At 43.5% G+C, this 13124-nt stretch carries 13 protein-coding genes and 1 other annotated feature; of the genes, 7 read left to right on the forward strand and 6 right to left on the reverse strand.

All coding sequences use genetic code 11. The features are described 5' to 3' along the window. Positions 1–203: 203 nt before the first annotated feature. On the reverse strand, positions 204–518 hold the full coding sequence (locus OKX56_RS11920) for a hypothetical protein (RefSeq protein ID WP_287896558.1): 315 nt from the start codon (positions 516–518) through the stop codon (positions 204–206). Between the two features lie 193 nt (positions 519–711). Next, positions 712–2541 (reverse strand): translational GTPase TypA, encoded by a 1830-nt coding sequence (gene typA, locus OKX56_RS11925; protein ID WP_019226011.1) that lies wholly within the window; start codon positions 2539–2541, stop codon positions 712–714. A gap of 353 nt (positions 2542–2894) precedes the next feature. On the opposite strand from typA, the gene OKX56_RS11930 reads away from it, so the two are divergent. From OKX56_RS11930 to OKX56_RS11940, 3 genes are all read left to right on the forward strand, one after another. Then, the gene (locus OKX56_RS11930) at positions 2895–3599 is read left to right on the forward strand and encodes a CHAP domain-containing protein (protein ID WP_019226012.1); all 705 of its coding nucleotides are present in this window, start codon (positions 2895–2897) and stop codon (positions 3597–3599) included. Positions 3600–3881: 282 nt separating this feature from the next. Beyond that, complete coding sequence (locus tag OKX56_RS11935; RefSeq protein WP_287896560.1) at positions 3882–4523, forward strand: undecaprenyl diphosphate synthase family protein; 642 nt, start codon at positions 3882–3884, stop codon at positions 4521–4523. Between the two features lie 90 nt (positions 4524–4613). Next, positions 4614–4875, forward strand: a binding site (T-box leader). A gap of 94 nt (positions 4876–4969) precedes the next feature. Then, positions 4970–6463 (forward strand): 2-isopropylmalate synthase, encoded by a 1494-nt coding sequence (locus tag OKX56_RS11940; RefSeq protein ID WP_019226013.1) that lies wholly within the window; start codon positions 4970–4972, stop codon positions 6461–6463. Between the two features lie 79 nt (positions 6464–6542). Here OKX56_RS11940 and speD read toward each other — a convergent pair whose 3' ends face one another. Continuing rightward, positions 6543–7358, reverse strand: coding sequence for an adenosylmethionine decarboxylase (gene speD / locus OKX56_RS11945; RefSeq protein ID WP_019226014.1), 816 nt, complete (start codon positions 7356–7358; stop codon positions 6543–6545). A gap of 231 nt (positions 7359–7589) precedes the next feature. Between speD and murI the strand changes: the two genes are divergently transcribed. Then, on the forward strand, positions 7590–8357 hold the full coding sequence (murI, locus tag OKX56_RS11950; RefSeq protein WP_287896563.1) for a glutamate racemase: 768 nt from the start codon (positions 7590–7592) through the stop codon (positions 8355–8357). Between the two features lie 16 nt (positions 8358–8373). On the opposite strand, the gene OKX56_RS11955 is transcribed toward murI, so the two are convergent. Further along, entirely contained in the window at positions 8374–8712 is a 339-nt protein-coding gene (locus tag OKX56_RS11955) for a DUF190 domain-containing protein (protein WP_015043783.1), read from the reverse strand. Between the two features lie 14 nt (positions 8713–8726). Further along, on the reverse strand, positions 8727–9134 hold the full coding sequence (crcB, locus tag OKX56_RS11960; RefSeq protein ID WP_019226016.1) for a fluoride efflux transporter CrcB: 408 nt from the start codon (positions 9132–9134) through the stop codon (positions 8727–8729). Between the two features lie 232 nt (positions 9135–9366). Between crcB and OKX56_RS11965 the strand changes: the two genes are divergently transcribed. The 3 genes from OKX56_RS11965 to OKX56_RS11975 all read left to right on the forward strand — a co-directional run bounded on the left by OKX56_RS11965 (position 9367) and on the right by OKX56_RS11975 (position 12118). Further along, positions 9367–9606 carry a FeoA family protein gene (locus tag OKX56_RS11965; protein WP_287896564.1) on the forward strand — a complete coding sequence of 80 codons (240 nt, stop codon included), beginning with the start codon at positions 9367–9369 and terminating at the stop codon, positions 9604–9606. Between the two features lie 195 nt (positions 9607–9801). Continuing rightward, positions 9802–11823, forward strand: coding sequence for a ferrous iron transport protein B (gene feoB / locus OKX56_RS11970; RefSeq protein WP_287896565.1), 2022 nt, complete (start codon positions 9802–9804; stop codon positions 11821–11823). A gap of 22 nt (positions 11824–11845) precedes the next feature. Further along, a complete protein-coding gene (locus OKX56_RS11975) occupies positions 11846–12118 on the forward strand; it encodes a FeoC-like transcriptional regulator (RefSeq protein WP_287896567.1) in 273 nt (90 codons plus the stop codon). 161 nt (positions 12119–12279) lie between these two features. Here the strand turns inward: OKX56_RS11975 and OKX56_RS11980 are convergent, their stop codons facing one another. Continuing rightward, entirely contained in the window at positions 12280–13005 is a 726-nt protein-coding gene (locus tag OKX56_RS11980; RefSeq protein WP_287896569.1) for a LolA family protein, read from the reverse strand. Positions 13006–13124 lie beyond the last annotated feature (119 nt).

A 13124-nucleotide genomic window follows, 5' to 3' on the forward strand; every position in this document is an offset into this window, starting at 1 on the left:
TATGATTACCTGCGCTGAAGTTTTTTCTCTATTTAATTGTATCAAAAAAGAGCTGGAATTACTTCTTTCTTCGTAATTCCAGCTCTTTTGCTTTTGAGGTTCAGGTACCACTTTTTCAGTGGCCTCGATTTATCCCCTCTTTTTCTCTTCTTGTTACCTTCGTTTCAATGATAATTATTCTCTCTTATTATTGATTTTCTGCTCTACTGAAGCGGTATACCGGTGTTCCGCTCATACCTTTGAATAAGAGGGTCAATGAGGACGGCAGAGATAAGACCCAGGTAAGCAGAGACAAAACCGAAGCCCAAGAATGCAATGAACTGCTGCAAGTCAGGCTGAAGTGAATGGTAATATAAGAAAATAGCTAAACCGCACCAGAAGCCCTGGCAGAACGGGCAGCCAAACAGCTTGCGAAAAAAATAGCCTTTCTGCCTAAGGACATCTCTGATCTTTTTAAATAAGACAAAGTCAAATAGAAAAAAACGAAGGCTTAAAGCTAGCAGAAGCTCAAAAACCATTATAGATCACCTGATTTTTTAAAATTTGTCTTTTTACATTCCATATTATGGTAAAATGAAATAATATGTGCCTGGTTAATGATGACCAGGTTAAAAATTAAAAAACAAAAAAGCCTGATGCAAGAATCATCCGGAAAGGGGATTTAGGATTCTCGCTCAGGCTTTTTCGTTATTAGATGTTCTGATTTGAGGATTAGATTCCGCTCATATTTTTTTGTTTTTCATAACGGGTGCGGGTGTTCTTGTCTAAAAATCTTTTGCGCAGGCGAACGTTGATGGGTGTAATTTCTACATATTCATCATCATTGATATATTCCAGGGCTTCTTCCAGACCGAGCAATTTGGCCGGTTCCAGTCTCAGGCTTTCATCGGCTCCGCTGGAGCGCATGTTGGTCAACTGCTTTTTGCGGGCAATGTTAATATCAATATCCTGTTCGCGGTTGCTTTGACCGACAATCATACCTTCATAGACTTTGGTTCCGGGATCAATAAACATTCTGCCGCGGTCCTGCAGCTGAAACAACGCATAAGCGGTGGATTCTCCCGGATCTGAAGCGACCAGGACTCCCCGGTTGCGGCCTTGAATATCTCCCTTATACGGTTGATAGGAATGGAAGACATGAGCCATGATTCCTTCCCCGCGGGTTTCGGTAAGATAGTCTCCCCTGAAGCCGATCAATCCGCGTGCCGGAATCAAAAACTCCAGGCGTGTAACTCCACCGGACATGTTGACCATGTTCTGCATCTCAGCTTTACGGGTGCCAAGCATTTCAATCACGGTGCCGGTGCACGAATCAGGAATATCACAAGTCAGATGCTCAAATGGCTCGCATTTGACACCGTCAATCTCCTTCAGAATGACTTCCGGTTTCGAGACCATCAGTTCGAAGCCTTCTCTTCGCATATTTTCAATCAGGATGGACAGGTGCAGTTCTCCGCGTCCTGATACCTGAAAACAGTCCATGTTTTCAGTTTCTTCCACGCGGAGACTAACATTTGTTTCAATCTCTTTAAACAGTCTTTCCCTGAGCTTGCGGGACGTGATATGTTTTCCTTCTGTTCCGGCAAAAGGACCTGTATTGACCATGAAAAGCATGGTCAGGGTAGGTTCGTCAATTTCAATCATCGGAAGAGGTTCCGGATTCAACGGATCAGCTATGGTTTCTCCGATATTGATATTGGGAATGCCGCTGATAGCTACGATGTCTCCGGCATTTGCTTCAAGTACATCAACCCGGCCTAAGTTCTGGAAGGTAAATACTTTACCGACTTTGACTTTCTCGATCGATCCGTCTCTTTTAATCACAGCGACTTGAGTATTAGCAGTCAGCTTGCCCCGAAAGACACGCCCGATAGCAATTTTGCCAAGGTAATCGTTATAGTCGAGTGTTGTTGCCAGCATTTGCAGCGGACTTTCAGGATCGCATTCCGGGGGCGGAATTTCTTTTAAGATCGTTTCAAATAACGGGATCAAGTCTTCAGTCATTTCTCCAGGCTCATAACCGGCATTTCCCTGACGGGCCGAAGTATACACAATTGGGAAATCAAGTTGTTCATCACTCGCACCCAGCTGCATAAACAGCTCCAGAACTTCATCGACAACTTCGTAGGGACGCGCTTCAGGCCGGTCGACTTTGTTAATGACGACGATGGGTTTCAAATCCAATTCCAAAGCCTTACGAAGCACAAATTTGGTCTGAGGCATCGGGCCTTCAAACGCATCAACAACCAGAAGCACACCGTCGACCATTTTCAGGACGCGTTCGACTTCTCCACCAAAATCGGCATGTCCAGGGGTATCGACAATATTGATCTTGACACCCTGCCAGTTTACGGAAGTATTCTTAGCCAGAATGGTAATTCCGCGTTCCTTCTCCAGATCATTGGAGTCCATGACTCTTTCTTCGACTTGTTCATTGGAGCGAAACGCTCCGCTTTGTCTGAGCATGACATCGACGAGACTTGTCTTGCCATGATCGACGTGGGCAATAATTGCCAAATTTCTTAAATGGTCAGCGTACATTCAATTTCTCCTGTCGTAATCTAATTCTTTCTCCTTAACAAGTAAGAACATAAATAAGAATATTGGTATTTGCATATCGAAATCTTAAAGAAGTAATACTTGCCAATCGTCCTGCATGTGAAGAGGACTTAACCTTTAACATTATAATACGTTTAAACTTTTTTTCAAATTAATTTATTTTTCCTGATTTTCATTTTATTTATTCTGTAATCAGATTTTGTCCATATTTTATTGGAGCTGTTTCAACAGCATTCTGCAATCAGCATTTTATGGGCTAGACTTGCTTAAATAGGCAGAGAAATATATAATTTCATGTGGACGAGTATAAAACACATCATGAAGGAGCAGACCCGATGAGGAAATCCAGACGATACTATCGCAGACGAAACAAGACACCGTTGCTCGCCATCTTAATCATCGTATTTGCCTTAGCAGTCGTAACGGGATCCAAAATAGTTTCCGGCAATGCACTCGATCATTCTCAGACAGACTCAAGCTACGGTGCCCAAACGGCTGATCATTCCAGTGAAGCAGCGGACACTGCGCGTCTCATCCGGCAGGCTGACGTTGCAGCCGGTATGAAAATCGATGAATACAAAGGTGTGGCAGTCTATTCCAATGGCGCGGATTATATGTCCAGTCACGGCTTAAGTTATAGTAAAGATGGTTATTATTACGGCTACAAGTGGCAGTGCGTAGAATTTGTAAAACGATTCTATTATGAAATCTATCATCATGAGATGCCTGACGGCGCTGGAAACGCCAAATATTTCTTTAATCCGATGCTGGCACAGGGAAAACTGAATGAACAGAGAGGTCTTGTTCAGTACGTTAACGGAGGGAATGAAAAACCCCGGGAAGGAGACCTGCTGGTCTTCAATGAGGGGTCTTACGGTCACGTTGCAATTATCTGCGGAGTGGCTGACGAATGGATTGAAGTCATTCAGCAGAACTCAGAGGTTCCCAGGGAAAAATACAGTCTTGTTTACAAAGATGGTACCTATACGATATCCGGAGACAGAGAACCGGCCGGATGGCTCAGAGCTAGCAGCAGGTAAACCTGGCCATAACAGCAAAAATTTAAGAAATTGAGAAACCAGAAAAATATTAAGGCTGAGTCGAGATGGAGAATTTCGACTCAGTCATTTTAGTATATCAAAAAGTAGAAATACTACTTTCTACTAAATGCAGCTATGGTTGACGCCAAGGCGTGGCGTCAGCAAAGATTTCTTTTTATTAGCTGAAAATAATTTGTAATAATCTACGATAATTGGAAACAATAATGGTAAACCTGTAGAGAATATCGAACATTATCGGCATAGTGTAAAGGAGTATCCAGAATGAGAATTCCCAATCATATTGGGGTTATCCCAGATGGCAACCGGCGATGGGCAGACAACAATGGATTACCAAAGGAGATGGGCTACCGGGAAGGTCTGGACCCGGGACTTAAACTTCTGAAATTATGCAGGGGAGCCGGCGTCAAAGAACTGACCTATTATGGTTTTACAGTGGATAATACCAAAAGACCAGCTACTCAGAAGAAAGCTTTTGTGCAGGCCTGCATTGATGCAATTGGTATGATTGCGAGCGAGGACGTGTCCTTGTTAGTGATTGGCGATACAGAATCTAAGATGTTCCCCAAAGCGCTGCTGCCATATACGCGTCGGACAAACGTCGGCAAAGGCGGCATTAGAGTGAATTTTCTCGTCAATTACGGCTGGGAATGGGATCTGGGAAATCTTCGTACTGCCGAAAAGAATAAGAGAAAGGTTATTAAAGAGTTAAAATCAAATGATATTTCCAGAGTTGATTTGCTGATCCGCTGGGGAGGAAGACGCCGACTCAGCGGTTTCCTGCCTGCACAAAGTGTTTATGCGGATTTCTATGTACTCGATGATTACTGGCCTGATTTTAAGGAGGAGCATTTCTATGATGCTCTGAAGTGGTATAATACGCAGGATATTACTTTAGGCGGTTAGAAAAAGAATGTGAGTGGAGAATGCACAGTCTCGGTGAATAAAGGTATTGACAAAGAAGTTATTGGACTGATATAGTGAATAGAAATATATGAAAAGATGATGACAGGGAATAATAAGTCCGGAGTATTTGTGCAGAGAGCCGCAGGCTGGTGAAAAGCGGTCAAGACGAAAGACTGAACTCCCCCTTGAGTTGCCGGCTGAAACCATTCAGGCAGTAGGACCGGACGGAGTCTTCCACCGTTAAAAGGAAGGGGATATCGGAAGATGGTTTCGCTGTTTTCCCGCATCCTGTTGAGTGAACGGCATATGCCGTTAACATGAGTGGTACCGCGAATTGGCCTTCGTCTCATTAATTGAGACGAGGGCTTTTTGACGTCCAAGAATGGACGAATGACGCGATTCAACAAATGGCAGGGAGCGACAAACTATAATGAGGAGGTATTAGAATGCGCAGATTATATTTGTTTGACACCACGTTAAGGGATGGTGAACAATCTCTCGGGATCACGTTAAATGTCCGGGAAAAACTAGAGATTGCCAAGCAGCTGGCTACACTCGGCGTAGACATTTTGGAGGCGGGCTTTCCGGCTTCATCTCCCGGGGACTTCGAATCTGTGAAAATCATTGGCAGGGAAGTTAAGGGAATCACAGTGTGTGGACTGACCCGTTGCGTGAAAAAAGATATTGACCTTTGTGCCGAGGCCCTCAAAGAAGCTGAGAACCCTAGAATTCATACCGGAATCGCCGTTTCCCCGATTCATATGGAGAAAAAACTCAGGCTAAAACCGGAACAGGTGGTCCAAAAGGCTGAAGAAGCTGTCAGACATGCCAAAAAATATCTGAACGATGTCGAGTTTTATGCTGAAGACGCTTTTCGGAGTGATTATGATTTTCTGGCTAAGATATTTGAGCGCGTAATTACAGCCGGAGCAACAGTCGTAAATATCCCGGACACTGTGGGATACGCGACTCCTTGGGAATTCGGCGAACTGGTCTCCTATATCAAAACGAATGTTCCTAATATTGACCGGGTGAAAATAAGTGTCCATTGTCATAATGATCTTGGAATGGCCACAGCAAACACCCTAGCTGGCGTTATGGCCGGGGCCGATCAAGTGGAAGGCACTATCAACGGGATAGGTGAAAGAGCCGGCAATACTGCTTTGGAAGAAGTCATTATGGCGATGTATACCCAGAAAGATCGCTACGGCATCGATTTGGCTGTAAACCCCCGGGAAATTGCCGCGACCAGCAGACTGGTTTCCTCAATCACAGGGGTTCCTGTACCGAGCCATAAGGCGATAGTTGGGACAAATGCGTTCATGCATGCTTCCGGCATTCATCAAGATGGTATCCTGAAAGAGAAACAGACCTATGAAATTATTGATCCGGAGATCATCGGCGTACCGAGGAACCAGATTGTCCTGAGTGCCAGATCAGGAAGGCATGCGCTGAAACACAGGCTGGAAGAACTCGGATATAAGCCGGAAGATAGCCAGATGAATACCCTTTACGAAGAATTTTTATTGTTGGCTGATAAGAAACAGGAGATCTATGATGAAGATCTTCATGTTCTGATGGGAACGGGAATACCCGAGCAAAACGGGATCAAGGTCAAGAATATATCCGTAGCTACATCAGGGAAGCAGTCGGCCACCGCTGCTGTTACCCTGGAAATACAGGGCACGGAGATAACCGATGCCGCGATCGGAAACGGTCCTGTCGATGCGGTATTTAAAGCAATTGATAGGATTACCGGTAAGGAAGTCCGGCTCGAAGATTACAGTATCAAATCTGTAAGCCGCGGTAAAGAGGCGTTGGGGAATGCAACTGTTAAAATTTTTGCCGACGGAAATTATTATGTCGGCAAGGGAGTAAGTACCGACGTCATCGATGCCAGCGCCCATGCGTATGCTGATGCCGTCTCCAAACTAAGCTAACAGACAAGGAAAAGACGGTGTCGACTAACTACTTTTTTCGTAGTTTGCGACACCGCCTTTTCTAAGATTCATAAAGCATTTAGAAAACATTTCTCCCGGAAAAAATCTCCTGCATCTCATGTTTGATTCTTTGTTTGACCCTTCTTCTTTTGCTGGAGGATATCTCTTCTTTTTCAGCTCCGAACAGATAATGATCAAGATCAAACTCTCTTAAAAGCATCTTGGTGTGAAAAATATTATCCTGATAGACATTAACATCGATCAGCTGATATCGGTTTCTGGTTTCTTCCGAAATAAAATTCTGAATGGAATTAATCTTATGATCAATAAAATATTTTCTACCGTTAACATCCCGTGTAAAGCCCCGGACACGGTAATCGATAATCGCAATATCCGGTTCAAAGCTTGTAATCAAGTAGTTTAAAGCCTTTAGCGGCGAAATCTGGCCGCAGGTGGAGACGTCAATATCGGCCCGGAACGTACTAATCCCCTTGTCAGGGTGGTTTTCCGGATACGTATGCACTGTAATATGACTTTTATCCAGATGACCGACCAATGACTGCGAATCAGGACCCGGGGCTTCGTTTTCAAGAATTTCCATCGGTTCACGGACCATAATCTGATTTTCAGCGACCAGCATGGTGACACTGGCACCCTGAGGATCGTAATCCTGATTGGCGATATTCAGAATATTGGCTTCAATGATCTCAGCGACAGAAGTCAGAATTTTAACCAGCCTGTCGGCATTGTATTCTTCATCAATGTACTCAATGTATTTCTTATGTTGATCCTGCGATAAAGCATAGCAGATATCATAGAAATTAAAACTCAACGTTTTCGTCAGGTTGTTAAAACCATATAATTTTAATTTTTTATTGATAGGTTTTATATTCATTTTCTTGCACCTATACCAAATATTATTTTTAAGCCTTTTTCTCTCAAGTAACTACTTTATTATACATATTTTTTAGCTTTTTCTATAGACAGTTCGAATATTTTTTGAACAAAAATTTTTAAACAAATCCTTTTAAAAACAAGATGAAAATGGTGATAATATTCTTTGTAAGATTAACAAGATATAGGTTATAATTTATTAAGAAAAAACAAAGTTTGTGAGTTGAAAAAAATGCGCATAGGCTTCTTTGACTCCGGGGTCGGTGGAATCACCGTACTGCATGAAGCGATAAAGCAGCTGCCCCGGGAGGATTTTATTTATTACGCGGATATTGATCATGTGCCTTATGGGACCAAAAGCAAGGAAGAAGTCCTGAAACTGGTTTTGGATGCTGTTGATTTCATGGCTGCTGAAGGGATAAAAGTTCTGGTAGTCGCCTGCAATACGGCGACGAGTATTGCCATCAATGAGCTTCGCCAAAGATATGATTTTCCAATCCTTGGCATGGAACCGGCAGTAAAGCCAGCTGTCGAAAATAATGGTTGCAAGAGAATACTGGTCATGGCCACCCCGCTCACACTTCGCGAAGAAAAGTATCAAAATCTAGTCACCAGACTGGATCAGGACCATCTTGTAGATGGCAAAGCATTTCCGGAGCTTGTTGAATATGCTGAAAATTTTTATTTTGACAAAGATGAAATCCTGAAATACCTGAATCGCAAACTTGGCATTCATAATTTGACCGAGTATGGTACTGTCGTTTTAGGATGCACACACTTTCCATATTTTAAGCGGATTCTGCAGGAACTGTTTCCTGCTGATACGCACATTATTGATGGAAGTACCGGAACCGTCAATTATCTGAAAAAAATCCTGACTGAAAGAAAACTTTTTGCTGAGGACGGTCATGGTCAGGTCACTTTCTGTTCTTCAGGCCGAAAAGAGCTGCCGGAATCCCGTTATGCCCGGTATCTCCTGCTGCTGGATCAAAATCAATAAAGCCGCTAAGACGGCTTTATTTTTTTGGCAAATATTTCATTACTTCCAAATCTTCTATGGTTATTAATCCTTCGTTCACGACCTCGTCCAAAAAAAGCAGAAAGTCCTGCAGATATTCGGCGCTGTCTATCACTTCAATAACAATCGGAAGGTCATTGGAAAGGTCCAGTATTCTTGACGTTTTTATTCTCGTATTGGCGCCGAATCCTTCAATTCCCCTGAAGACAGTCGCACCAGCCAGGCCCAGCTCTTTGGCCTTTAAGACAATTGTGTGATAAAGGGATACTCCTTTATATTTACTGGCTTCTCCAATATAGATACGGATTCTTCTAGCCTGACCAGATATTTTTACCATCGAGATCCCTTCCTTTATTTTATTAATAGCTGAGTCAGGCTCATTCCAAGCCAGACGGCAATCAGTCCGACGAGCATGCTTCCCAGACCGTTCAGCACAGCTACAATAATCTCTCCGCTCTTAATAAGATTCAGGGTTTCAAGGCTCAGCGTAGAAAAGGTTGTAAACGCACCCAGAAAACCCACAGATATAAATAAACGGGTATTCGGGCTGGTCACCAGATTTTCGACTCCTAGTACATAGACAATACCCAGCACAAAACACCCCAGCATATTGACGACGAAGGTCCCCCAGGGAAAAGTATAAAAATATTTTTGATAAATCCAGGTGGAGAGCACATAGCGGGCAATAGCTCCAAGTGCACCGCCTAAACCAATCACCAGATAGACGGAATAACTCAAAGGAAGATCAGCCTCCTGCAAAGTTAAATACTCCCTGAAAAAAGAGTTATTTAAGTATATCATTTCATTCCGGCATATTTCAATAAAAGCTCAGGATAAAAAGCTCAATACTTGAATACTTGAATAGGAAGATACGAATTGACATTTTGAGCAATAAACGTTATATTAATAATATGAATTCGATAATCATTATCAAAATAGTCATGACATTTAAACAGAATAATAAATTTTTAAAATTCATAAGGAGACTGCAATGGACGCTACCTTCCTTACAATGGACAAGATACCTGTAAACTCGAATGCCAGAATTGTCAATATACACATGGATACTGTATTAAGAAAAAAACTGACAGATATGGGCCTGGTCAAAGGGACAGAATTTAAAGTTGACGGCCAAGCTCCGTTGGGGGACCCTATGAAGATTAATCTGAGAGGATATCATCTGGCTATCCGTAAAAGCGACGCCAGGAAAATTCAGGTTGAGAAGATTTGAAACAGATAATAGCAATCTGCCTCCCTACTTTTGGCCATTAAATGATAATCATAATCACTATCATATATAGTCTTTGATTATGAATGATAAGCACCGCAAATGATACCTTGTTAAAACAGGAATAGACAGCAATAAATATTGAAACAAATATTGTACAAATGCTTAATCGCAAGTGTTTCAGGGGAAGGATAACAGATGGAAAAGAATTTTACGATAGCTCTCGTTGGAAACCCAAACTGCGGGAAAACAAGCATTTTTAATGCGTTGACAGGCGCGAGGCAGCATGTTGGCAATTGGCCGGGAGTAACCGTTGAGAAAAAAGAAGGTACGGTCAGTTTCAACGGGAATGAGATCAGCGTAATTGACTTACCCGGGGCGTATAGTCTTTCCGCCAGTTCGGAAGATGAAATGGTTGCGGTAAACTATATTTTGCAGGAAAAACCCGATGTTGTTGTGAACGTGATTGACTCAGCAAATCTGGAGAGGAATCTTTATTTCACGTTACAGCTGATTGAGATGGATACAAATGTAATCATTGCTTTAAATATGACAGATGAAGCAGTGAAAAAGAATATTTTCATCAATACAGCGAAACTTAGAGATGCTCTTGGCCTATCGGTTGTCACTACAGTGGCAACGAAGAACAAAGGGATTTGGGAGCTGCTGGAGACTTCAGCGGCAATGAAAGTAAAACCAGGCCGGCCCGTCCAGCCAGACTATTGGCAAACGATGAACCGGGAATCTGGAGCTTTGGCTGAGGCCCTGGTCGAAGAAGGTATTGCTGGTAAAGAATCGGCGAACTTGGTGGCTGTCAGGCTGCTGGAGGATGAGGCTTTTGCTCAAACGCAAATAGCAGGTTGTCCTACCCTGGAAAAACTGGCTGACAAGGAAAAAGACAGAATAACCAGCCGTTTTGGTCTTGAACCCGGAATCTATCTGGCAGACCAGCGTTATATCTTTATCGGCCAAATCATTAAGGATTGTGTCCGTAGGGAAACGCCTCCGCAAAGAGATCTGACAGAAATGATTGACAGGGTCGTGACAAATAAATGGATCGGGATTCCTTTGTTCTTTGTAATCATGTTTTTGCTGTATCAGATCACAATGGGTCTCGGCAATAATGTTCTTGGGGGCTATGTGGACAGCGCCTTCGGGATCCTGGGGCGGTATGTTTCCGGCTTGCTGGTAAACGCTCCGGTCCTGGCCAAGTCCTTTGTCAGCGATGCCCTGATCGGCGGGGTGGGTTCTGTACTCGTATTTGTCCCGATGATGTTTACCATGTATTTCTTGATTTCTTTTCTCGAAGACAGCGGTTATATGGCCAGGGCAGCCTATGTTATGGACCGGCTGATGAATGCTGTCGGGCTGCACGGAAAAACGGCCGTTGCAATGATTGTCGGCAGCGGCTGCAATGTGGCCGGAATCATGTCCACCCGAACCTTGGACAGCCGGAAAGACCGCATGATCGGCATTTTAATCAGTCCGTTTATTTCCTGCAGTGCTAGGCTTCCAGTCTATGCGCTGTTTGCCGGGGCATTCTTCAGGGGCAAAACGATCGGCATCATACCGTTGGCAGGATTGGTCATTTTTTCACTGTACCTTTTAGGGATCATGGTTGCTGTTGCCGCGGGGAAAATCCTGAGTGAAACACTGTTCAAACAGGAAAAATCCTACTTTGTTATGGAACTTCCGCCTTATCGTCTGCCAACGCTGAAGAGCCTGATACAGCACATGTGGGAAAAAACGGAGTCGTTTGTCAGAAAAGCAGGGACTGTGATCCTCGGGATCGTCGTTCTGATCTGGATACTTTCTGTTTTCCCAGTCGGCGTTGAACCAGGCAGTACCGAAAGTCTCCTTGGAAAATTAGGCGCAGTCATCGCACCTGTATTATCCCCGGCTGGTTTTGGCAGCTGGCAGGCTTCTGTAGCACTTCTTGTCGGGATCGGTGCCAAGGAGGCAATCATTGCGACGTTCGGGTTGGTTTACGGGACAGGCGAAGGAATGCTCGGAACAGTCTTAGCACAGCATTTTACGCCGCTCTCCGCCTATGCCTTTATGGTAATGACCCTACTTTATTCACCCTGTGCAGCGACAATCGGAATAATTAAAAAGGAGACTAATTCTGTTAAATGGACACTGTTTTCTGTTCTCTACTCACTGATCATTGGCTGGATCGCGGCGGTGCTGATCTTTCAGCTCGGTTCATTGTTCATCTGAAGAATAGGCAGGAGGTATTGCGATGCTGATCAATTTGTTAACAGAAATTGCCGATAAACAAGCAAACTCCTTTTCTTCGCTGGCAAAAAAATTAGACCTCGATCCAGAGATGATCAAACAAATGCTGAATGACCTGCAACGACTTGGATACCTGACTGCGGATAATGTAGCCTGCGTCAATGAACCATGTAAGGGGTGCGGGGGCTGCTGCAGCAAAGGAAACGGAGAAGCGGGAGCAATCTTGTGGACGCTCACGGCAAAGGGGAGGGTACTTTTGGAATCGACGAACCGGTAAGGGTACATGAGGCAACACCTGAGTTAAAAAAAATACTGCCAACAGTATAAAACAATTAACAGTATCTTCTAGAACAGTATCTTCTAGATTTAAAGTTACGCTTGTTTAGGAGTTCACCCTAGCAGTTGGAAATATGAAAAAACCATTCATCCTATTATCTGTTATTTATTGCTGTCGAGATTCATCATGCCGTTAATGTCGACCACTTCCATTCCTGACGGCAGGTCGAAAGTCCCAGCGGGTACGGCACCTGTTCCAATTTGCAGGTTTTTGAATTCCATAGTGGTCATCTCGCCCCCTGCCTCATATTGGGCCTTCACAACAATGCCGTACTCGGTGCTGATCCATTCCTTGACAGTTGATCCTTCGCTGGTGAAAGTAAGGACTTTGCACTCCATGCCATTGACCGTTTCAGTCCCGCCTATTGTATACTTAGATTCAACGAGACCACTGACATAATCAACAGGGGTGGTGATGTCCGGACCGTTATATTCACTTAACGTCATTCTCATGGCGCTGTTCTGACCCGAGATATAAGTAGTAAATTCCTTTTTGGACTTATCAAAAATAAATGTCATCTTTGGGCCGTTAAAGGTGCCCTCCATTTTCATTTTCTGATCCTTGAGCCAGACTTTGCTTTCCGAAGATGCTCCGCCGCCAACAATCACATAATCATAGGCCATTTCTTTGATCAGCTGTCCTTTTCCTATCAGACCGGATACAATTTCATTATCATCAGGTAAAGTTTGTGTTTCTGTTTCTGTCGGAGCCGAGGTTGCTTCATTTTGGGCAGCTGATTCTTCTTTCCCACCGCAGCCGGATAAAGCCCCAACGCAAAGAAGCAGCAAAACGAGCAAAAGCGCAAGATACCGTCGCGTCAATCTCATGATATTTTCCTCCTATACCTTCTTTTGTATTCAGATAATGGAATTTAAAGATTTAATCATTCCATAAGAATGATGGCAAATTCTATTAGCGGATAAATCTTCAAAAATGATATTTTGTT

The sequence above is a fragment of the Dehalobacter sp. genome (genome assembly GCF_030063005.1).
Taxonomy (GTDB): domain Bacteria; phylum Bacillota; class Desulfitobacteriia; order Desulfitobacteriales; family Syntrophobotulaceae; genus Dehalobacter; species Dehalobacter restrictus.

What these genes read in the sequence shown, in the direction of transcription:
- OKX56_RS11920 (WP_287896558.1), bottom strand. Translation starts at nt 518, where the DNA reads ATGGTTTTTGAGCTTCTGCTAGCTTTAAGCCTTCGTTTTTTTCTATTT.
- typA (WP_019226011.1), bottom strand. Translation starts at nt 2,541, where the DNA reads ATGTACGCTGACCATTTAAGAAATTTGGCAATTATTGCCCACGTCGAT.
- OKX56_RS11930 (WP_019226012.1), top strand. Translation starts at nt 2,895, where the DNA reads ATGAGGAAATCCAGACGATACTATCGCAGACGAAACAAGACACCGTTG.
- OKX56_RS11935 (WP_287896560.1), top strand. Translation starts at nt 3,882, where the DNA reads ATGAGAATTCCCAATCATATTGGGGTTATCCCAGATGGCAACCGGCGA.
- OKX56_RS11940 (WP_019226013.1), top strand. Translation starts at nt 4,970, where the DNA reads ATGCGCAGATTATATTTGTTTGACACCACGTTAAGGGATGGTGAACAA.
- speD (WP_019226014.1), bottom strand. Translation starts at nt 7,358, where the DNA reads ATGAATATAAAACCTATCAATAAAAAATTAAAATTATATGGTTTTAAC.
- murI (WP_287896563.1), top strand. Translation starts at nt 7,590, where the DNA reads ATGCGCATAGGCTTCTTTGACTCCGGGGTCGGTGGAATCACCGTACTG.
- OKX56_RS11955 (WP_015043783.1), bottom strand. Translation starts at nt 8,712, where the DNA reads ATGGTAAAAATATCTGGTCAGGCTAGAAGAATCCGTATCTATATTGGA.
- OKX56_RS11965 (WP_287896564.1), top strand. Translation starts at nt 9,367, where the DNA reads ATGGACGCTACCTTCCTTACAATGGACAAGATACCTGTAAACTCGAAT.
- feoB (WP_287896565.1), top strand. Translation starts at nt 9,802, where the DNA reads ATGGAAAAGAATTTTACGATAGCTCTCGTTGGAAACCCAAACTGCGGG.
- OKX56_RS11975 (WP_287896567.1), top strand. Translation starts at nt 11,846, where the DNA reads ATGCTGATCAATTTGTTAACAGAAATTGCCGATAAACAAGCAAACTCC.
- OKX56_RS11980 (WP_287896569.1), bottom strand. Translation starts at nt 13,005, where the DNA reads ATGAGATTGACGCGACGGTATCTTGCGCTTTTGCTCGTTTTGCTGCTT.